Raw genomic sequence first — 18716 nt, 5'->3', positions numbered from 1 at the left:
AGCGGGGTTGTTTTAAATTATCTGCGCCATCCTTGGTGCAGACGACTGACATCAGTTTGCGCTGACATCACCAAGTTGTTGCTCTGCATAGGCAAGCACCGTTGCCAGCACTTCATCTATAGTCATGGACGTTGAGTCTACAACAAGAGCATCTTCCGCGGGTTTCAGGGGGGCAACGGCGCGATTTCTGTCGCGATCGTCACGTTCCCGAATCTCGGTTAAAAGACACTCAAAGTTAACATCAAAGCCCTTATCTTGCAACTGCTTATAGCGGCGCTGGGCCCGCTCCTCGGCGCTGGCGTCGAGGAAAATCTTCACATCCGCCTCGGGGAAAACTACTGTACCCATGTCGCGACCGTCGGCGATGAGACCGGGGGCTTGGCGGAATGCACGCTGACGGCGCAGCAGGGCTTCACGTACCCGGGGAAACGCCGCGATTTTGCTGGCCGCGTTGCCCACTTCTTCAGTACGAATGGTGCGGGAAACATCCTCCCCTTCGAGGATCACCTTGACCAGCTCCCCTTCTACCTGGAATTGCACATCCAGATTGGCGGCCAGGGGAACCAATGCTGCTTCGGAATCGAGCTCCACATCGTGATGCAGGGCTGCCAGGGAGAGCACCCGGTAGATGGCACCGGAATCGAGCAGGTGCCAGCCCAGTTTTTCAGCCAGCAACTGGCACAAGGTGCCTTTTCCTGCGCCACTTGGGCCATCAATAGTCATCACGGGGGCCATCTGAGCCATAACGTTTCTCCTGCGCACTCGGCATCTTGACTGGTTGCCCGCATCCCTGATCGGGATGGGATAATGGGCGCCGATTATACCCGAATGCATCGACGCTGGCAGTTGTCAGGGCACACAATTGCGCAAAAGTCGTCGCGATTGCGCCTATTATGACCAATCTGCTAACCCCCTCCTCGCGCAAGGTTTTGTTCTTATGGTTGTTATGCACAAGGCGCGCTACACTAGCCGCCCTTTTTCAAGCAGCTGTAGTCAGGAGCAACCATATGAGCAGCGTTACCCTCGTGGCCAAATCCAAGTTGCCGACCCCCTGGGGCACTTTCACGCTGGTTGGTTTTCAGGAAACCGGCACGGGCAAGGATCATGCCGCGCTGGTGATGGGCGATATCGCAGACGGCGAACCCGTGCTGGGACGCATTCATTCCGAGTGTCTAACCGGGGATGCCCTGTTCAGTCTGCGTTGTGACTGCGGCTTCCAATTGCAGGCCGCGCTGGAAAACATCGCCAAGGCGGGCCGCGGCGTCCTGCTGTATGTCCGTCAGGAAGGGCGAGGCATCGGCTTGCTCAACAAGATCCGGGCCTATCATCTGCAGGATCAGGGGGCCGATACCGTGGAAGCCAACGTGGCGCTTGGCTTTGCCGCCGACATGCGCGACTACACCATCTGTGCCGACATGCTCAAGGCGCTCGAGGTCAAGTCCCTGCGCCTGATGACCAACAACCCGCGCAAGTTGAAGGCGATGGAATCCTTTGGCATCCCGGTGGCGGAGCGCGTGCCCCTTCAGGAAGGTCGCAATCCCCACAACGAGTTTTATCTCTCCACCAAGGCAAACAAGCTGGATCACCTGTTCAAGAAGTAAGGTTGCATCCACCTTGTCAGCATACGCCTCCAGATTGGAGGCGTTTTTATTGGTGATACCACTCAATCATTGAGTATCTGTAGCGCAATGGTGAGAAACATCCCCTTGTGCTAGCAAAAAATCCCGCAATGCCCGGTTCGCCATGGAGAGCGGATCCCCCCGTCGCCAGGCTACGCAGAGATCCAGGAAGATGGGGGGGGAAAAAGGGATGCCGGTGAGGGCCGGCTCCTCTTCCAGCGCCATGCGCAGGAAGGTGGTCACGGCGAATCCCTGACGCACCACCGCCTTGAGCAGCGGGATGAGATTGCTTTCGAACGCGATGTCAGGCTCTACCCCCAGCCCCTGCGCCAACACCTCCATGTGTTCCCTGTGGTAGAAGCCTCGCCGGAACATGGCGAGCTCCTGGCCGAAGAACTGTGGCAACGAGACCGACTCAGCGCCGCGCAGGGGGTGCTCCTCCCCCACCACCATCAGCATCTCTTCCCGCAGCAGTTGCGCCCCCTCGAGGGCCGGTGGCAGATCGCTGGTGATGAGGATGGCGAGATCCAGACTGCCATCCACCATGCGGCTGAGCAGCTCCCGGGTGCCCGCCTCCTCCACCCGGATCTTCAAGCCGGGGTAGCGATGCTTGAACGCCATCAGGATTGGCGGGAAGTAATAGGAGCCCATCATGTAGGGGATGCCGATGCGCACCTCCCCCCGCTCCAGCCCCTTGAGCTCGGCCATCTCGGCCTCGGCCTGGTGCATCTGGCGCAGCAGCCGTTCGGCGTGGCGGCAAAGGACCTCTCCCTCCGGGGTGAGGCGCACGCTGCGGTCCTGCCGGTCAAACAGCCGCAGATCGAGCTGCTGCTCCAGCTTGGCGATGGCCATGCTGACGGCAGGCTGGGCCACGTTCAGCCCCTGGGCCGCCCTGGTGAAGGAGCCGGCATCGCGCACCGCCAGCAGGTATCCGAGCTGTTTCAGATCCATATCAATTTCATTTATCAGGGTGATAACTTAAATATATTATATTTATACGTTTCGTCGCACTACCCTGCACAAAAGTCGTCGGGACACCTCAACATGATCGAAGTCGGCAGCCGCGCATGGATACGCGCCACCCTGGCCCTCAGCCTGGGCTCCTTCCTGGTATTTCTCAATCTCTACCAGACTCACCCCCTGCTCCCCCTCCTGGCCGAGGTCTTCTCGGTCAGCTCCCTGTCCGCCAGCTGGACCCTCGCCGGCTGCACCGCCGGGCTCGCGGGCTCCCTGCTCATCTGCGCCCGTCTGGCGGACCGATTCGGACGGCGGCGGATCATGTTGTGTAGCCTGATCGGCGCCATCCTGCTCTCCCTGTGCATCCCCTGGGTGACCCGCTTCGATCTGCTGGTGAGCCTGCGCATCCTGCAGGGAGCCCTGCTGGCGGGGTTGCCGGCCACCGCCATCGCCTACATGGGGGAAGAGTTCAGCAAGCGTGCCCTGATCCTCGCCGTCGGAGTCTACATCGCCGCGAACTCCCTCGGCGGCATCGCGGGCCGGGTGGTCGGCGGCCTGCTGGCCGGCTGGTTTGGCGACTGGCAGCACACCTTCCTCGGCATCGGGGCCATCAGCCTGACCCTGTTGCCCCTGGTCATCTGGCTGCTGCCAGCCCAGACCCGCTTCGTGGCCGTGGAGCCCGCCCCCGGCCAGCTGCGCCGCGCCATCCAGAGTCACCTCGGCAACCCCCTGCTGGCGGGGGCCTACCTCATCGGCGGCCTCAACTTCATGGTCTTCCTGAACCAGTACAGCTACCTCACCTTCCTGCTGGCCAAGGCCCCCTTCTCCCTGCCGACCCAGTGGCTCGGCATGCTGTTCCTGACCTACCTCACCGGCACCCTAGCCTCCTCCCTGAGCGGCCGCGGCGCCCATCGCTTTGGGGCACAGCGCATGCTGCTGGCGGGAATAGCCCTGATGGCGCTCGGCAGCCTCGCCCTGTTGCAGGGAACCCTGGTCGCCATCATAGGGGGACTGCTGGTCTCGAGTTTCGGTTTCTTCCTCGCCCACGCCTGCGCCAGCGCCTGGGTCGGCCAGCACGTGGAGCACGACCGGGCGCTCGCCTCGTCGCTCTATCTGGTGGGGTACTACCTGGGGGCCAGTCTGGGTGGGCTCTATCTGCATCCCTTCTGGGAGCGGGGGGGACTAGGGGGATTGGTGCTCGGCATCGAGCTGGTGCTGGGGGTGACCGCCGCCTTGAGCCTCTGGCTCGGCCGGTTGAAGGGGCGCATGGCGCCGCCCCCTCCCGTCACCCGGCACGGCGTTCGGCCGTCAGTTCACAGGCCGTCGTAATAGTCCTGCGGGACCGGCACCACGGCGCCGGTGCACAGCTCTTCGTCGATCACCTCGCTCAGAGGGCGCAGATGAAACTTGATCTGCCCCGAGGGCAACATCAGGCCCACGTCCGGGTTGCGCCTGTCGTCGATGTTGGCCGTCTTGAAGGCCACGCCGGGATGGGCCGCCACCAGGGCGTGCAGTGACGGCACCACCAGCTCGATATGCTCGAGACCGGCCTGATGGCTGCGACCCGCCTTGGGGGCCGCCAGTTCGATGCAGGGCACGGTGACCTGTTGCCAGCAGACGGGCTGGTGCAGGCGATAGGTGGCAATGGGGCGGTCTCCTATCATCCCCTCCACCAGTAAGACCCCGTGGGCAGCCAGTGCCTCTTTCAAGTCCAGGTATTCCGGCAGGGTGGCAGCCCGGTAGCAGAGGTGATCCACCACGGGGAACGCGGAGCCCCCCATGACGGCCTGCATTTCCGTGAGCAGTTGGCAAACGAATGGGGCCATGGGCCCCAGCGTGGAATCCAGTGGATGAGACATGATCACCATTTCTTCTTCGGTTGGAACAGGACGTCCAGTTCGTCCGCCTCTTTGTCCTTGATGTTCTGCAGCTCCTTCTCGCTGTGCTGCTGCAGGTGTTCTTCCAGCTGCCGCATCCCCTGGCGCATGTCCTCTTCCCGCGCCAGCAGGTAGGGATCCTTGTCGGAGACATTGGCCAGGGCGTCGAGCCCCTTAGTGTAGAGCTGACGGCAGGTGCCGTACTGCCCCTGGATCTGGGCATCCATGGCCCGCTTGAGCAGATTGGCGATGTTGATCTTGAGCTGCATCAGCTCGAGGCGGCGATCCTCCTGGGCGAACCCCTGGGGATCTATCTTGCCCTTGTTGTGCTCGACCCGCAGCACGGCTCGCATCTTCTTGGCCAGCTGCAGCATCTGGATGGCCTGGCGGTCGGACTCCGGCGTCTTGAAGTGCCCCTCGTCCTGGCTGCTGTAATTCTCCTGCACATTCTTGATCTGGGTCTGGACGTCGGCGATGCGCTGCTTGATCTGCACATTGGGCATCACCAGGGCGATGGCGCGATAGGCATCCAGGATGCGGTGCTGCATCAGCAGTACCATGTTCTTGGAGAAGGGCACCAGGTTGACGTTCAGCAGCAGCTCTTCGGTCTCGTCCGCCACGGCCTTGTGACGGGCGATGGCCTGGCGCTTGTCGGCCTCGGCCTTCTGTTTGTATTGCTGCACCACGTTGTAGGCGATGACCAGAAACAGGAGTGCGCCGATTGACAGCAATATCAAGGTTAAAATCATAGGGTGTTCACACTCCAGTCCCAATCCAATTGCGAGATCCTACAACAGCTTAACCCCGTAGGGTAGCGCCCAGATCCCAGCTTGTCTCACAACAACGCAACCAAGTGACAGCCATCTCCATGGCGTCATGCTCCATATCGCCCGCCGCCTCCATTACTTGAGGCAAAAACCCTTCGACTGCAGGAAGCCCAGCATGAAGGGTCTGGCCTCCTTCCCGAGGATGGCCTTGATCTGCCCGCTCCAGGTCTGCTCCTTGTTGTTGCTGCTGCGCGCCTGGTAGTAGTCGTGGATCTGCCGATCATATTGGGCCAGCAGGGCGCGGTCCTGGGTGGCAGGATAGCGGTTCTCGTGCACCACCAGCGCCCGGGGCAGCCGCGGTTTTTGCTCCGGCCGCTGGGCGGGATGGCCCAGGCAGAGGCCAAACAGCGGTATCACCTGATGGGGCAGACCCAACACCTCGCTCACCTCGGCAGGATTGTTGCGAATGCCGCCGATATAGACCCCCCCCAGCCCAAGTGACTGGGCCGCCAGCAAGGCATTTTGCGCCATCAGGGCGCCGTCGATGGCCCCGATCATGAGTTGCTCCACAAAGCCGGTGCGGGCCTCCGGCACTATCTGGCTGTGACGATGGTAGTCGGCGCAAAACACCAGAAACTCCGCCGCTTCGACCACATAGGCCTGATGGCCTGCCAGCTCCGCCAGGGTGGCCCGCAACCCCTTGTCGGTAACCCGGATGATGCTGTTGGCCTGGAGGAAGCTGGAGCTCGCGGCGCTCTGGGCGGCGCTCAGGATCTGATCCAGCTGCTCTGCGCTGACGGGCTCTGGGGTGAACTGGCGAATGGAGCGATGGGAAAGAATGAGATCGATGGTCGGGTTCATGGTACCTCCGGAATGAAGGTCACACTCTACCCAAAAAAAGCGGGGGGCCCAAGGCCCCCCGTCACCCTCAAGGGACAGGATAGACATAGGGGGCCTGCAACCCAAGCGGGAACCCCAGCGCCCAGTAGATCAGCAGGAAGCCCGTCCAGCTCACCAGGAAGGCCAGGGAGTAAGGCAGCATCATGGAGACCAGGGTGCCGATGCCTGTGCTCTTCACATACTGCTGGCAATAGACCACCACCAGGGGGAAGAAGACCATCAGCGGGGTGATGATGTTGGAGGCGGAATCCCCCACCCGATACGCGGCCTGAGTCAGCTCGGGCGAGATCCCCACCGCCATCAGCATGGGCACCAGGATGGGGCTAATGAGGGCCCACTTGGCGGAGGCCGAGCCCACCACCAGGTTGACGGTGGCCGTCAGCAGTATGATGCCGACGATGGTCACCTCTCCCGGCAGCGCCAGGGCGTGAAGCACCTCGGCACCGGAGAGCGCCAGCAGGGTACCGAGGTTGGAATCCCCGAACGCCTTGATGAAGAGGGCGCAGAAGAAGGCCATCACCATGTAGGAGCCCATCTTGTTCATGGTGGCCGACATGGCGTCGATCACATCCTTGCCGCTCTTGAAGCTGCCGGCGACAAAGCCGTAGACGATCCCGGGCAGGATGAAGAGCAGGAAAATGAGGGGCACGATGGACTTCATCACCGGTGCGGCGAAGGTGGTGAGGGAACCGTCCGGTGCCCGCATCGGCGAGTCGCCGGGGGCCAGCGCCAGCCCCAGCAGCACCACGGCCGCCAGCATGGCGAACCCGGCCCAGTTGAAGGCCCGGCTCTCCTGCGCGCTGTAACGACCCATCTCGTCGGCGCTCTCCAGATCCTCGTTGAGGGGCACTTGCTTGAGGCGCGGCTCGACAATCTTCTCGGTGACAAACCAGCCCACGCAGATGATCAGCAAGGAAGAAGCGCCGGTGAAGATGATATTGCACAGGGTGTTGACCATGTAGTCAGGGTCGAATAACTGGGCTGCAGACTGGGTGAACCCCTGAAGCAGCGCATCCCCGCCGGAGGGCAGGAAGTTGGCGGCAAACCCGCCGGAAACCCCGGCAAAGGCCGCGGCAATCCCCGCCAGCGGGTGACGACCCGCCGCATGGAAGATGATGCCGCCAATGGGGATCACCAGCACATAGCCCGCATCGGCGGCGGTATGGCTGACGATGGCCACCAGGATCAGCATGGGGGTCAGAAAGCGCGCCGGCGTCACCTTGAGCAGCTTCTTGAGCCCGGTGTTGATGAAACCGGACTGTTCAGCCACCCCTACCCCCAGCATGGCCACCAGCACGATGCCAAGGGGAGCAAACCCGGTGAACGTGGTGACCATGCTGGCGAGAAAGTCCGCCAGCCCTGCCCCGGTCAACAGGTTGTTGATGACCACGGCCTCTCCGGTGCGGGGATTGACCAGATCGAAGGAGAACTGGGAGCCTATCCAGGAGCCGACCCAGACGATCAGCAAAGCATAGAGGAAGAGCATGGCGGGATCCGGCAGCTTGTTGCCCGCCTTCTCCACCCCGTTCAGAAAGCGGTTCAACCAGCCGTTGGGAGGGGCCGGACGCTCGTTCACTGCAGCTTGACTCATTATGGTGATACTCCATTACCAAGGAATGAGCGCGCATACTAGCGATAACGTCTAATGGATCCCATGATATGAGACAAAAATTCGATTAATTATGTTTAATTTGGCATCTCGCACTTCATAAATGGGAGATGCCGCACATTTATCGACAACTTTCTCAATGGTTTGCGAGGGGATAGCGGCCCAGCCGGCACTGTACTGCGAACCCCGCCGCCGCCACCTCTTCCGGTGTCATGGGACGGCTGAACAGAAATCCCTGGAAGACATGGCAACCCTGGGTCTGCAGGGCCGCGAGCTCGTGCTCCTCCTCCACCCCTTCCGCCAGGATCCCGAGCCCCAGACTGGTGGCCATGGCCACCGTCGCCCGGATCACCGGCAGGTTGAGCCCCACCACGAAGGAGCGGTCCAGCTTGATGGTGTCGATGGGCAACCGGTTGAGGTAGGCCAGGGAGGAGTAGCCCGTCCCGAAGTCGTCGATGGCGATCTTGATCCCCTGCTCGCTCAGGGCGTCGAGGATCTCGATGCACCCCTTCATGTCCAGCATCAGCACCGTCTCGGTCAGCTCCAGGGTCAGCAGTGCCGCCTCCACCGAGAATGCCTCGAGCAGTTGGGCCACCAGCTCCGGCAAACTGGCAGAGAGCTGAAAGCCCGAGAGATTGACCGACACCGGCACCCTCACCCCGTCCTGTCGCTGCCACTCCCCCATCTGGGCCAATGCGGTGGAAAGCACCCAGCTTCCGATTTCCCGGATGAGCCCCATCTCTTCGGCCAGCGGAATGAACTCCGCCGGCGACACATGGCCAAGCACGGGATTGTACCAGCGTACCAAGGCCTCGAAACCGATGACCCGACCTTGCGCCACATCCACCTGGGGCTGATAGCGCAGGCTGAGCTCCCCCCGACCGACGGCCTTGGCCAGAAACTGCTTGAGGGTCAGCTTGCGATGCAGGCTTTGCTGCATGCTGGGGGTGAAGCGCTGCCAGCGAAGCCGCCCCATCTGCTTGGCCTGGTACATGGCCATGTCGGCACGGGTGATGAGATTGTCGCCATCATCCGCGTCGTCCGGGTAGATGGCGATGCCGATGCTGCCGCCGATGGTGACCTCGGGGACACCACTCAGCTGCAGTGGCTTGCTCATCTGGGAGAGCATGAGATCCGCCACCTCCTGGGCCCGATCGCTCGCCTGGTTGAGGGGCACCAGGGCGGTGAACTCATCCCCGCCAAGGCGCGCCAGCTCCACGTCCCGCGGGCAGATCTGCTTGAGCCGTCCGGCGACCCGCTCCAGCAGGCGATCCCCGGCCTTGTGGCCGTAGTTGTCATTGACCAGCTTGAAGTTGTCCAGATCCATGAACACCAGGGCAAAGCGCCCCCCGAGGCCGCAATAGGCTTCCAGGGATTTCATCAGGCCGTAGCGGTTGAGCAGCCCAGTGAGGGAGTCGTGCCAGGCCAGGTGGCGATGCTCCAGCTCTTCGAGCTTGCGATCCGTGATGTCCCGCATGGTCAGCAGGATCCGTGCCCCCTGCTGGATATGGCGAAACTGGTACTGGAACCAGCGCATCCCCTTCTGGGTGCGACACTCCCCTTCAGCCACCACTTCGTCCAGACGGGAGAGGCGACGATAGAAGGCCTCGTCCGCACCGGAGAAGATCTGGGGCAGCGTCAGAATGCCGGTGCCAAAGCACATGTCGAAGTGATGGTTGCCGCTCTCGAGGCGCCCCTCGTTGCCAAAGAGACAGGCCAGGGTGTCGCCAGTGGCGAGGGAGGACTCCTGATAGAGGGTGTCGGCATCGATGACCGCTTCCGCCATCATCATCTGCCGTCCGGCAAGCTGGATCCCGGAAAGACGCAGATAGACCTGCTTCTTGACCCCCTTGGGTGAGAGGGTCCACCACTCGTTGTAACTGCGCTCCTGCTGGAAATCGCCGAGATAGCGTTGCAGCAGCAGATCGATGGCGGCGGCCATGTCGGCGGAGAAATCCCGGGACTTCAGCTCGGCCAGGGAGCTCGCCTCCCAGAGCCCGAGGGCAGCATCGTTGGCCCAGTAAATATGATGACGCTGGATGTCATAGACCCAGACCGGCGTGTGGAGGACATCCATCACGGTGAGCAGGCGTTCGTCTAGCGTATTCATGTTGAGTGATGATTCATGCTGAAAGCTCATGGTCGAACCAGTCGCTTGCGCCCCCTGACAGGAGCATTCGCGCTGGTACAAAATCCGTTCCGGCCCATAATCGGATAACAAACGGATGAAAAAAGGCCGAAATCATATGAAAACGCTACATGTGATCCCCATGGTAAGAAGAAATGGACTCACACTGGTATTGTTGGGCATGGTGATAACCATTGCTATGATTTTTATACTTTTTTTTCTTCGTGAACAACTACTAATCCCCGCCATTTCCCTCCTCCTGGCGGGCCTGATGACAATTCTTGTCGGGGCTTGGAAACTGGGTGAGCCTCATTTTAGTCTCTCTTTGTGTCAGGACTGCCTGCAATACCATCACAAGTACGGCGGCTGGATCCTAAAATGGAGAAATATTCAGCGAATTGACCAACCACGTATCCATTTGGGGTGGGATCTGGTGGAGCTGCCCTACATCGGTTTGAAAATAAAGGATTACGACGCTTTTTTGACGCTGATCACACCCCGGCTCGCCGTCCGTCTGCTCACCGAGCAGCGCGCCGTGCTGATGCAGGCCATGCGAAGCGAGCGCTCCGACTGCCCGACCGGAGGGTGCGGCAGTGGGCTCCTGGGAGAGGGACTGCTAGAGGAGAGCCGCTTCTGCTCACCCGCCGGCCAGCGCTATGAGGGGGTGATCGCCATGCTCGGCAACCGCATGGCACGGCTGCGGGATCTGCTAGGGTACGATCTGCTGGTGCCCGACAACAGCCTGGACAGATCCCCGGAAGATTTCGTCCATCTGCTCCAGCAATACCAGCGCGAGTCGAATCTAATCCAGATCAATTAAACGCCGGATTGCGCTTGCCAAGCCCGGTGACTCTTCATAAGGTCACTGGCTTGTTACAGCCAGAACACCCCCTAAAACCGCTTATGAAGTACATCGAAGAGTTCTATCTGTTCGTCAAGGTGGTGCAAGAGGGCGGTTTCTCCCACGCCGCCGCTGCGCTGGGCATGCCGACCGGCACCATCAGTCGACGTATCTCCCAACTGGAAGAGCAGCTCGGATGTAGCCTGCTGCACAGATCCACCCGCAAGCTGCGTCTCACGGACGAAGGGCTGCGCTATTACGAGCGCCTCTGTACCCCCCTTGCGGAAATAGAGCAGGCCACCGGCGAAATCCGGGGTGAGGAGACGGACATCAGCGGCCTCATCCGCCTCGCAGCCCCCATCGCCCTCTCCAACACCATCCTAGTCGACATGCTGGTGGACTTCGGCCTGCGCTATCCCTGGGTACAGTTCGACATCCGCCAGTCCAACGACCATGCCCTCCAGGCAGATCAGGACAGGGACCTGGTCTTTTTCAACGGCGAGCTCCCCCAGACCCTGCCCAACGCCCTCTGTCTGGGTCACATCCAGTACGGTCTGTTCGCCTCCCCCCTCTATCTGGAGAAGATGGGGGTGCCCTCCCACCCGACCCAGCTGGAAGAGCACGATCTCATCTACTGCTGGCCCCACCAGCACTGGCAACTGAGCGGGCGGGACGAACAGACGATCTGCATCAAGCGCACTCCCCGCCTTTGCATCGACCAGACCCAGGCCGCCGTGCGGGCAGCCCAGCGCCACCTCGGCATCGTCAACGCCCCGCAGCACTATGTGCACCCCTTCCTGCAAGATGGTCAGCTCGTCCCCGTCCTGCCGGACTGGCAGTCGGGAAAACGTCCCTTCTACATGCTCCATTGTCAGCCCCGGTTCACCCCGTTGCGTGTTAAGATGTTCGCCGATTTCGTCGAGAAGCACTCTGAGCGCTATCGTACCCGCCAGCAGAACGATCAATTTTCACCGGCGCAGCCGCTGCCCGTTGCATCTGACGGCTGATGACCCACACTTAGCGCAATCCTCGTTGCACAGGTCGGCTAACACTATGAATGTATTGATATGTGATGACTCCGGGTTCGCGCGCAAACAGCTGGTGCGCGCCCTGCCCGCCGATTGGGGTGTCACCTTGCACCAGGCCGCGGACGGACTGGAAGGGGTCGAGCAGATCCTGATGGGGCACGGGGACCTGATCTTTCTCGATCTCACCATGCCGGAGATGGACGGATATGGGGTTCTCGAGACCCTCAAGCGAGAAGGGGTGCGCAGCAAGGTGATCGTGGTCTCCGGCGACATCCAGCCGGAAGCCCATGAGCGTGTCATGGCCCTTGGCGCCCTCGATTTCATCAAGAAGCCGGCCTCCCCGGACACCCTCCTTGCCTTGCTCAAGCGCCACGGACTGTGGCAATCGGCCACCCAGGTGACGGCCATCCAGCCCCAGCCCGTCGCCAGCCACCAGGCTGCCCAGAGCAGCATCCAGTTCACCCCCGAGCTGCGGGATGTCTATCAGGAGCTGGCCAACGTCGCCATGGGCCAGGGGGCGGATCTGCTGGCCCGCCTGCTCGGCGCCTTCGTGCTGCTCCCCATCCCCAACGTCAACGTGCTGGAGGTCTCCGAGCTGCACATGGCGCTCTCGGCCGCCGCCGAGTCGGAGACGCTCTCTGCGGTCTGTCAAGGCTTCATCGGGGCCGGGATCGCCGGGGAGGCCCTGCTGCTGTTCCACGATGCCAGCTTCCAGGACCTGGCCCGCCTGATGAACCATCAGGGGGAGCTGGATCACGGCGCCGAACTGGAACTGCTGATGGACACCGCCAACGTGCTGATCGGTGCCTTCCTGCGCGGCTACGCCAACCAGCTCGACACCCCTTTTAGCCAGGGTCACCCCGTGGTGCTGGGCCAGCACAGGCCCATTCAGGATCTCATTCGGACCAACCAGAGCCGCTGGCGCCGCACTCTGGCCATCGAGATCAACTATCGGGTGCAGGGCTATGCGGTGCAGTGCGATCTCTTGCTGCTGTTTACCGAAGATTCCATCGCCACCATGAACAACAAGATCATGCACATGCTCTGACCGTCCCGCGGCAGCAACCACCAGGAGTGACCATGGACATTCGGGAATTTCATTGGCTGATGAACATCGTCCAGAATCTGGACGTGGGGCTGGTCGTGCTCGACAGGGAGTACCGGATCCAGGTGTGGAACGGCTTCATGGAGAGTCACAGCGGCCGGCTGGCAGGCGAGGTGCGCGATCAAAGACTGTTCTCGCTCTTTCCCGATGTGGACAAGGCCTGGCTCGAGCGCAAGGCCAACATGGTGTTCAAGCTCAACAACCGTGCCTTCAGCACCTGGGAGCAGCGCCCCTACCTGTTGCGCTTCTCCAACTACCGCCCCATCACGGGATCGGCCCCCTACATGTACCAGAACCTGACCCTGGTGCCGCTGGCCGACTTCGCCGGAGAGGTCACCCATCTGGCCATCATAATCTATGACGCCACCGACGAGGCCATGCTGATCACCGGCCAGCGCCAGGGATGACCGCCCCTGCCATGACAACAAGGGCGCCCGATGGCGCCCTTGTTGTTGCGATGGGGAATGGCGTCAGCCACTCAGATACTCGGTGAAGGCGTCGATCACCTCGTCGATGTCATCGTCGGTGATCTGCAGGTGGGTCACCAGCCTGAGTTCCCCGTAGCCGGAGAAGAGAATACCGCGCTCCTTCATGAAACCCAGCAAGGTGACGGGATCTCCCTGGGTCAGGCGCAGGAATACCATGTTGGTCTGCACCTCCCCCAAATTGAGTGCGATGCCTGGCAACGCGGCCAGCCCCTCTGCCAGACGCCTGGCGCGGCGATGATCATCCGCCAGCCGGGCAACGTGCTGATCCAGCGCGAACAGGGCGGCCTGGGCCAGGATCCCTCCCTGGCGCATGCCGCCCCCCAGCATCTTGCGCAGCCGTCTGGCGCGGGCGATGAACGCAGCCGATCCCACCAGCAGGGAACCCACCGGTGCCCCCAGTCCCTTGGAGAGGCAGACAGAGATGCTGTCAAAAGGCGCCGCGATGGCGGCCACCGGCTCCCCGCTCGCCACCACCGCATTGAAGAGGCGAGCCCCGTCCAGGTGCAGCTTCAGCCCCTTCTCGTCGACGAATTCGCGCATGGCGCGCAGGTAGGTCAATGGCAGCACCTTGCCGTTATGGGTATTTTCCAGGCAGACGAGGTGCGTCTGGACGAAATGGGGATCATCGGGAGCGATGGCCCCCCGCACATCCTCGATGGCCAGGGTGCCGTCCGCCTGCATGGGGACGGATTGCAGGGCCACCGAGCCCAGCACGGCAGAGCCCTGGGCCTCGTAGCGATAAATGTGGGAGGCCGCCCCCAGCACGGCCCCTTCCCCACGCTGGCAGTGACTCATCATGGCCAGCAGGTTGGACATGGTGCCGGAGGGCACGAACAGGGCCGCCTCCTTGCCAAGCAGTTCGGCGCCGCGGCGCTCCAGCGCATTGATGCTGGGATCTTCCCCATAGACATCGTCTCCCACCTCGGCATGCAGCATGCTCTGGCGCATGGCTTCCGTGGGTTGGGTCACGGTATCACTTCGTAAATCGATATAGCGCATGTCATCCTCCTGATGCAGGACGATGACATTAACCAGCCGACACCCGGCTGGCAAGAAACGGCAAGCGGGAATGTGAGCCCGGCGGCTCACCAGGGCAGCGACTGACCCTGCAGATCCACGAAACGGCCCGAGTGCGCGGGCGTCAGTGTGGCCATCAGATCCAGCAGGCGGACGGCGACCTCGGCGGGATCCTGCAGCAGGGCGGGATCCATCTCCTGAAGAAAAGGTTGCTGCATGGGGGTATTCATGAGGCCGGGATGCACGGTGATGACACCGGCGCCGGGAAAACGTCCGGCCCACTCACCCGCCAGGATCCGGGATCCCATGTTGAGGGCGGCCTTGCTCATGCGGTAGCTGTAGTGGCACATGGCCTCCTGGCCCCCCTCCTCCAGGCATCCCGCCCGATCCGAGAGGGTGCAGAGCCAGAGCGTGCTCTGGGGCATCATGCGCCGGCTGAGGTTGACACCAAGGGCCAGGTGGGGCCAGGCATTGGCCAGCAGACTCTCTTCGAGCCATTGGGGGGTCACCTCCTCCACCCGCCGCTCCGGCATGTGGGCAAGATCATGGAGCAGGCCTATTGTGTTGATCACCACCGTCGGCAAGGTGGTGCTGTCATAGAGGGTGAAAAGGGCCTCAAAGGAGAGCGGGTCCACCTCCTGCAGCGGAAAGTAGCAGGCGGGATCCAGCCCCCTGGGCAGTTGCCTGCCCGCCAGCAACCACTCTTCGCCCCGTCTGGCCAGCTCCCGTGCCAGCGCACTGCCCAACCCGCCACTGCCCAGGATCAGATAGCTCATCTGCGTGTCCTTGGATTTGATCACTGCTTAGAGGGTATCAGAAGAATGGCGGACTGCCGGGAACACCCGTCAGGCTCAGGCCTCGGCCAGATGGCGCCCAAACTCCCGCGCCCGGGCCAGGTCCAGAAAACCGTCCGCCTGCTTGTGGCTGCGCAGGAACTGGTAATAGGCGAGCAGGGTCACCAGTTGCTCCTCGTCCGGCATGGGCTTTCCCGGACGGGTCTCCTGCACCAGCGACCCCGCCGCCGCCAGCGCGTCCCTGTCCACCACCTCGGCCTGACGATAGAGATACCCGCAACCGGTGGCGAGCCACTCCAGCGAGCAGTTGGCCCCCATGGCAATCTGGTTCGCCTTGCCAAGGCCGGGCTCGGCCCCTTTCAGATACTTGCGGATCAGGGCTTCACTCAACCCCACCTTGCGGGCAAAGGCGCTCACACTCCCCTCCCCGATCAGGCTTTGCAGCCTGGCGGCAAATCCTTCCATCACCCCTTCTCCTCTCACTGACACCGGGATCTTGACCCGTCGGAGTCAGAACCATAGTTCGAATTCGCGAAGGGGGCATTATTGCCTTGTCCGCCGGAAGAGACCAAGATGCTGGCACATGATTTTGCCCCTTTCTTTTCGCATTGTTATCTCCAGAGGAGTCACCATGTCCGTATCCCGTCTGGCCCTGCACGAGCAAGGCCCCACCTTTTCCCGCCTCATCATGGGCTACTGGCGCCTGATGGAGTGGCAGCTCTCCCCCGCCGCCCTGCTGGACCTGATGAAATATCACCTTGATCTCGGGGTCACCACCATCGATCACGCCGACATCTACGGCGGCTACCAGTGCGAGGAGGCCTTCGGCCATGCCCTGCGCCTGGAGCCCTCCCTGCGCGATCGCATGGAGATCGTCAGCAAGTGCGGCATCGTCCTCACCGCCAATCCGGCCCACGCCCTGAATCACTACAACACCGGCAAGGGACACATCGTCGCCAGTGCCGAAGCCTCCTTGCAAAAGCTCGGCACCGATCATCTGGATCTGTTGCTGATCCATCGCCCCGACCCCTTGATGAACGCCGACGAGGTGGCCGACGCCTTCATCACCCTCAAGCAGGCAGGCAAGATCAAGCACGCCGGGGTCTCCAACTTCACGCCCCACCAGTTCGCCCTGCTGCAATCCCGCCTGCCCTTCCCCCTGGTCACCAACCAGCTGGAGATCTCCCCGCTCCATCAGGAGGGGACGCTGGATGGTGCCCTGGATCAATGCCAGCAACTGCGCATCAAGCCCATGGCCTGGTCCTGCCTTGGCGGCGGGCGGCTGTTCCATACCCCCGAATATGCCCCGCTGCGGTCGGAACTCGAGCAGATCCGCCAGGAGGTGGGCGCCGACTGTCTGGAGCAGGTGGTCTACGCCTGGGTGATGATGCTGCCGAGTCAGCCGCTGCCCCTCATCGGCTCCGGCAAACGGGAGCGGATCGCCGCCGCTGTGGCAGCCGAGTCCATTGAGCTCACTCGCCAGCAGTGGTTCCGCATCCGCAAGGCCGCTCTGGGTTATGACGTTCCCTGAGTCTGCACCAGACCCTGAAAACAAAAACGGCATGGAGGATTCCATGCCGTTTTCCGTTATCGAGACGATTCAACGATGGCGCTGGGGGCGACCACGGGGTGCATCCGTCTTCGGTTTGGCCTGATTGACCGTGATGGTGCGGCCGCCGACCTCGGTGCCGTGCAACTCGGCGATGGCCTTCTCGGCCTCACCATTGACCGGCATTTCAATGAAACCAAACCCCTTGGACTGACCGGTATCGCGGTCGATGATGATATCGACCTTGTCTACCTGCCCAAATTGGCTGAACACGGTTGTCAGTTCGTCGGCCGTCATCCGGTACGACAGATTACCTACGTAAATCTTCATGCCATCCACTCTCGATTCAAGGTGCCTTATCTATGCATCCACCGACCTGGGAGTAAGGGCACAACCCCCCTGCCGGACCAGCCACGGCATCATGCCATGGCACTTCCAGCTTCGTATCCCAAGTCCTTGATCTCTTGGGCTATCGGAGCAGGAAAGATCAAATCGAATCAGAGGCAGTATCTGAGCATTGGGATGAATTGTCGAGAAAATAGTCAGAGCGGGTGCAGTTCGGCCAGCAATGTGCCGAGGGCACGACGCCCATGCCAGGCACGTTTGAACCCGAATCGATAGACCCCGGGGGCCACTTCGTGAGTCCCTTCCCGGGACAACCCGAGCAGGCTGGTGGCCGTCGCCAGGGTCACCTCATCCAGCCCGAGATCCAGGCTGAAATCGAGCCACTGGCCATCGTGTCCCACCTTGCGATCCCGCTCCATGCCCACCAGCACGGCTCTGGGCAGCGCCAAGGCCCGGTCTTCGCCGCCATTGAGCAGATAGAGATGGCGTTCATCCCAGGCAAGCTCCGCCAGACGCCAGCGCTGCCAGTTGCGCGGCAACACCATCATCACCAGCACGATACCGCCAAAGACCACCCCGACCCAGGGCAGCAGGCCCATGTCGGGATATCCCAGCCAGAGGGCGGCCACCACAGTGGCGAGACTCGCCAGCAACAGGCAGATCATGACCCCGTAAAACCGCCGGGCCGGGGGCATCAGCCAGCTCACGTTCTCTTGCGCTGCCAGCTCACTGACTCTCATCTTCTCTTCTCCTTCTGTGATGCGAACGGCCTTGCCGTCGCTGCGTTGCCGCGCATTGTGCGCGAGCGACGCGCCGCGATGCAACCGCCACCGCGACACGGATGACGGCCAGCCGCCACTCTTGGTATGCTTGGGGCTGTCTGAGCCCGCACTGGGCGCCATCCCGGGAGTCCCATGTTCGCCACTGCCCTGCTCTTGTCCGCGAGCACACTCTATGCCGAGGCCATCGGCGGCTACTCCGCCGGCTGCCTGAAAAATGCCGTGGCCCTGCCCCTCGAAGGTCCTGGTTATCAGGTGATCCGCACCAAACGGCTGCGCTATTACGGTCACCCCGACCTCATCCATTACCTGCAGCATCTGGCCAACCAGACCAGACTGGCCGGCATGCCGGATCTCTATATCGCCGACCTCGCCATGATGCACGGGGGGCCCTTTACCTCAGGTCATCGCAGCCACCAGACCGGCCTGGATACCGACATCTGGTTCAGGATGGCTGACAGACCCATCAGCCGCTGGGAGCAGGATGCCCCCAGGGAGTGGGCGCTGATCGACGAACCCAGCTACCGGATGCTACCCGGCCGATTCGGTCCCAGGCAGCTCAATCTGCTGCGCCTTGCGGCTGATCGCCCCGAGGTGGCGCGCATCTTCGTCAACCCCGTCATCAAGGCCGAGGTGTGCAAACAGGCACCCGGTGAAGCCTGGGTCGGCAAGCTGCGCCCCTGGGTCGGCCACTTCAGCCACTTTCACGTGCGCCTGCGCTGCCCGGCAAACAGTCCGGACTGCCAGTCCCAGGCTCCCATTCCCCCCGGCAATGGCTGTGGGGAGGAGCTGGCCTCCTGGCTCAAGGACAAACCCCAGTTGCCCAAGGTGTCGATGAGCTACCGCGCCCCCCTCTTACCCAGGCGTTGTGAGGGCTGACCACAAGCTGTTATGGTGAACCTATTTCCGAGAG

The 18716-nt window shown here is 62.0% G+C and carries 20 protein-coding genes; 8 read left to right on the top strand and 12 right to left on the bottom strand.

Annotated elements, in window-relative coordinates; translation table 11 throughout:
• Positions 1–51: 51 nt before the first annotated feature.
• Positions 52–744 (bottom strand): (d)CMP kinase, encoded by a 693-nt coding sequence (gene cmk / locus PG879_RS16315; RefSeq protein WP_270830423.1) that lies wholly within the window; start codon positions 742–744, stop codon positions 52–54.
• Between the two features lie 263 nt (positions 745–1007).
• On the opposite strand from cmk, the gene ribA reads away from it, so the two are divergent.
• Positions 1008–1601: a GTP cyclohydrolase II gene (gene ribA, locus PG879_RS16310; protein ID WP_010675003.1), complete on the top strand. Its 594-nt coding sequence runs from the start codon at positions 1008–1010 to the stop codon at positions 1599–1601.
• A gap of 66 nt (positions 1602–1667) precedes the next feature.
• Here the strand turns inward: ribA and PG879_RS16305 are convergent, their stop codons facing one another.
• Positions 1668–2570, bottom strand: coding sequence for a LysR family transcriptional regulator (locus PG879_RS16305; RefSeq protein WP_010675004.1), 903 nt, complete (start codon positions 2568–2570; stop codon positions 1668–1670).
• Between the two features lie 93 nt (positions 2571–2663).
• On the opposite strand from PG879_RS16305, the gene PG879_RS16300 reads away from it, so the two are divergent.
• Positions 2664–3905: an MFS transporter gene (locus PG879_RS16300; protein WP_270830422.1), complete on the top strand. Its 1242-nt coding sequence runs from the start codon at positions 2664–2666 to the stop codon at positions 3903–3905.
• On the opposite strand, the gene PG879_RS16295 is transcribed toward PG879_RS16300, so the two are convergent.
• The 5 genes from PG879_RS16295 to PG879_RS16275 form a co-directional block, all read right to left on the bottom strand.
• Positions 3890–4444: a VOC family protein gene (locus PG879_RS16295; RefSeq protein ID WP_270830421.1), complete on the bottom strand. Its 555-nt coding sequence runs from the start codon at positions 4442–4444 to the stop codon at positions 3890–3892. The two genes, PG879_RS16300 and PG879_RS16295, sit on opposite strands and share 16 nt — an antisense overlap.
• Positions 4438–5202: a DNA repair protein gene (locus PG879_RS16290; protein ID WP_270830420.1), complete on the bottom strand. Its 765-nt coding sequence runs from the start codon at positions 5200–5202 to the stop codon at positions 4438–4440. The genes PG879_RS16295 and PG879_RS16290 overlap by 7 nt, the downstream gene beginning before the upstream one ends.
• A 153-nt stretch (positions 5203–5355) precedes the next feature.
• The gene (gene nfsA / locus PG879_RS16285; RefSeq protein ID WP_270830419.1) at positions 5356–6081 is read right to left on the bottom strand and encodes an oxygen-insensitive NADPH nitroreductase; all 726 of its coding nucleotides are present in this window, start codon (positions 6079–6081) and stop codon (positions 5356–5358) included.
• Positions 6082–6148: 67 nt separating this feature from the next.
• The gene (locus tag PG879_RS16280) at positions 6149–7711 is read right to left on the bottom strand and encodes an AbgT family transporter (RefSeq protein ID WP_160837239.1); all 1563 of its coding nucleotides are present in this window, start codon (positions 7709–7711) and stop codon (positions 6149–6151) included.
• A gap of 154 nt (positions 7712–7865) precedes the next feature.
• Positions 7866–9806 carry a putative bifunctional diguanylate cyclase/phosphodiesterase gene (locus PG879_RS16275; protein WP_270830429.1) on the bottom strand — a complete coding sequence of 647 codons (1941 nt, stop codon included), beginning with the start codon at positions 9804–9806 and terminating at the stop codon, positions 7866–7868.
• A gap of 148 nt (positions 9807–9954) precedes the next feature.
• On the opposite strand from PG879_RS16275, the gene PG879_RS16270 reads away from it, so the two are divergent.
• The 4 genes from PG879_RS16270 (at position 9955) to PG879_RS16255 (ending at position 13238) form a co-directional block, all read left to right on the top strand.
• A complete protein-coding gene (locus PG879_RS16270) occupies positions 9955–10677 on the top strand; it encodes a DUF2982 domain-containing protein (RefSeq protein ID WP_323948392.1) in 723 nt (240 codons plus the stop codon).
• An 83-nt stretch (positions 10678–10760) separates the two neighbouring features.
• Positions 10761–11705 (top strand): LysR family transcriptional regulator, encoded by a 945-nt coding sequence (locus tag PG879_RS16265; protein ID WP_270663487.1) that lies wholly within the window; start codon positions 10761–10763, stop codon positions 11703–11705.
• 46 nt (positions 11706–11751) lie between these two features.
• On the top strand, positions 11752–12774 hold the full coding sequence (locus PG879_RS16260; protein WP_041211557.1) for a response regulator: 1023 nt from the start codon (positions 11752–11754) through the stop codon (positions 12772–12774).
• A 32-nt stretch (positions 12775–12806) separates the two neighbouring features.
• A complete protein-coding gene (locus PG879_RS16255) occupies positions 12807–13238 on the top strand; it encodes a PAS domain-containing protein (RefSeq protein ID WP_160837243.1) in 432 nt (143 codons plus the stop codon).
• A gap of 63 nt (positions 13239–13301) precedes the next feature.
• Here PG879_RS16255 and ltaE read toward each other — a convergent pair whose 3' ends face one another.
• The 3 genes from ltaE to PG879_RS16240 all read right to left on the bottom strand — a co-directional run bounded on the left by ltaE (position 13302) and on the right by PG879_RS16240 (position 15595).
• Entirely contained in the window at positions 13302–14318 is a 1017-nt protein-coding gene (gene ltaE / locus PG879_RS16250) for a low-specificity L-threonine aldolase (protein WP_266136457.1), read from the bottom strand.
• A gap of 86 nt (positions 14319–14404) precedes the next feature.
• Complete coding sequence (locus PG879_RS16245; RefSeq protein WP_052816458.1) at positions 14405–15112, bottom strand: short-chain dehydrogenase; 708 nt, start codon at positions 15110–15112, stop codon at positions 14405–14407.
• 75 nt (positions 15113–15187) lie between these two features.
• The gene (locus tag PG879_RS16240; protein WP_042016637.1) at positions 15188–15595 is read right to left on the bottom strand and encodes a transcriptional regulator; all 408 of its coding nucleotides are present in this window, start codon (positions 15593–15595) and stop codon (positions 15188–15190) included.
• A gap of 166 nt (positions 15596–15761) precedes the next feature.
• Between PG879_RS16240 and PG879_RS16235 the strand changes: the two genes are divergently transcribed.
• Positions 15762–16661, top strand: a complete 900-nt coding sequence (locus tag PG879_RS16235) for an aldo/keto reductase (RefSeq protein WP_270830418.1) — start codon at positions 15762–15764, stop codon at positions 16659–16661.
• Positions 16662–16730: 69 nt separating this feature from the next.
• On the opposite strand, the gene PG879_RS16230 is transcribed toward PG879_RS16235, so the two are convergent.
• Together PG879_RS16230 and PG879_RS16225 are read right to left on the bottom strand one after the other, a co-directional pair.
• Positions 16731–17009: an RNA recognition motif domain-containing protein gene (locus PG879_RS16230; RefSeq protein ID WP_029314670.1), complete on the bottom strand. Its 279-nt coding sequence runs from the start codon at positions 17007–17009 to the stop codon at positions 16731–16733.
• Positions 17010–17221: 212 nt separating this feature from the next.
• On the bottom strand, positions 17222–17764 hold the full coding sequence (locus tag PG879_RS16225) for a hypothetical protein (RefSeq protein WP_069651382.1): 543 nt from the start codon (positions 17762–17764) through the stop codon (positions 17222–17224).
• Between the two features lie 174 nt (positions 17765–17938).
• Between PG879_RS16225 and mepA the strand changes: the two genes are divergently transcribed.
• On the top strand, positions 17939–18682 hold the full coding sequence (gene mepA / locus PG879_RS16220; RefSeq protein ID WP_270830417.1) for a penicillin-insensitive murein endopeptidase: 744 nt from the start codon (positions 17939–17941) through the stop codon (positions 18680–18682).
• Positions 18683–18716 lie beyond the last annotated feature (34 nt).

Origin of the sequence: Aeromonas sp. QDB63 (genome assembly GCF_027707425.1) — a bacterium.
In the GTDB taxonomy this organism is placed as follows: Bacteria; Pseudomonadota; Gammaproteobacteria; order Enterobacterales; family Aeromonadaceae; genus Aeromonas; species Aeromonas caviae.
The sequence above is the reverse complement of the archived record's forward strand: the minus strand, read 5'-3'. Positions and strand labels throughout refer to the sequence as shown.

What these genes read in the sequence shown, in the direction of transcription:
- PG879_RS16260 (WP_041211557.1), top strand. Translation starts at nt 11,752, where the DNA reads ATGAATGTATTGATATGTGATGACTCCGGGTTCGCGCGCAAACAGCTG.
- mepA (WP_270830417.1), top strand. Translation starts at nt 17,939, where the DNA reads ATGTTCGCCACTGCCCTGCTCTTGTCCGCGAGCACACTCTATGCCGAG.
- PG879_RS16225 (WP_069651382.1), bottom strand. Translation starts at nt 17,764, where the DNA reads ATGAGAGTCAGTGAGCTGGCAGCGCAAGAGAACGTGAGCTGGCTGATG.
- PG879_RS16280 (WP_160837239.1), bottom strand. Translation starts at nt 7,711, where the DNA reads ATGAGTCAAGCTGCAGTGAACGAGCGTCCGGCCCCTCCCAACGGCTGG.
- PG879_RS16270 (WP_323948392.1), top strand. Translation starts at nt 9,955, where the DNA reads ATGAAAAAAGGCCGAAATCATATGAAAACGCTACATGTGATCCCCATG.
- PG879_RS16230 (WP_029314670.1), bottom strand. Translation starts at nt 17,009, where the DNA reads ATGAAGATTTACGTAGGTAATCTGTCGTACCGGATGACGGCCGACGAA.
- PG879_RS16295 (WP_270830421.1), bottom strand. Translation starts at nt 4,444, where the DNA reads ATGGTGATCATGTCTCATCCACTGGATTCCACGCTGGGGCCCATGGCC.
- PG879_RS16235 (WP_270830418.1), top strand. Translation starts at nt 15,762, where the DNA reads ATGTCCGTATCCCGTCTGGCCCTGCACGAGCAAGGCCCCACCTTTTCC.
- PG879_RS16290 (WP_270830420.1), bottom strand. Translation starts at nt 5,202, where the DNA reads ATGATTTTAACCTTGATATTGCTGTCAATCGGCGCACTCCTGTTTCTG.
- PG879_RS16300 (WP_270830422.1), top strand. Translation starts at nt 2,664, where the DNA reads ATGATCGAAGTCGGCAGCCGCGCATGGATACGCGCCACCCTGGCCCTC.
- PG879_RS16240 (WP_042016637.1), bottom strand. Translation starts at nt 15,595, where the DNA reads ATGGAAGGATTTGCCGCCAGGCTGCAAAGCCTGATCGGGGAGGGGAGT.
- PG879_RS16275 (WP_270830429.1), bottom strand. Translation starts at nt 9,806, where the DNA reads ATGGATGTCCTCCACACGCCGGTCTGGGTCTATGACATCCAGCGTCAT.
- PG879_RS16265 (WP_270663487.1), top strand. Translation starts at nt 10,761, where the DNA reads ATGAAGTACATCGAAGAGTTCTATCTGTTCGTCAAGGTGGTGCAAGAG.
- nfsA (WP_270830419.1), bottom strand. Translation starts at nt 6,081, where the DNA reads ATGAACCCGACCATCGATCTCATTCTTTCCCATCGCTCCATTCGCCAG.
- cmk (WP_270830423.1), bottom strand. Translation starts at nt 744, where the DNA reads ATGGCTCAGATGGCCCCCGTGATGACTATTGATGGCCCAAGTGGCGCA.
- ltaE (WP_266136457.1), bottom strand. Translation starts at nt 14,318, where the DNA reads ATGCGCTATATCGATTTACGAAGTGATACCGTGACCCAACCCACGGAA.
- ribA (WP_010675003.1), top strand. Translation starts at nt 1,008, where the DNA reads ATGAGCAGCGTTACCCTCGTGGCCAAATCCAAGTTGCCGACCCCCTGG.
- PG879_RS16305 (WP_010675004.1), bottom strand. Translation starts at nt 2,570, where the DNA reads ATGGATCTGAAACAGCTCGGATACCTGCTGGCGGTGCGCGATGCCGGC.
- PG879_RS16245 (WP_052816458.1), bottom strand. Translation starts at nt 15,112, where the DNA reads ATGAGCTATCTGATCCTGGGCAGTGGCGGGTTGGGCAGTGCGCTGGCA.
- PG879_RS16255 (WP_160837243.1), top strand. Translation starts at nt 12,807, where the DNA reads ATGGACATTCGGGAATTTCATTGGCTGATGAACATCGTCCAGAATCTG.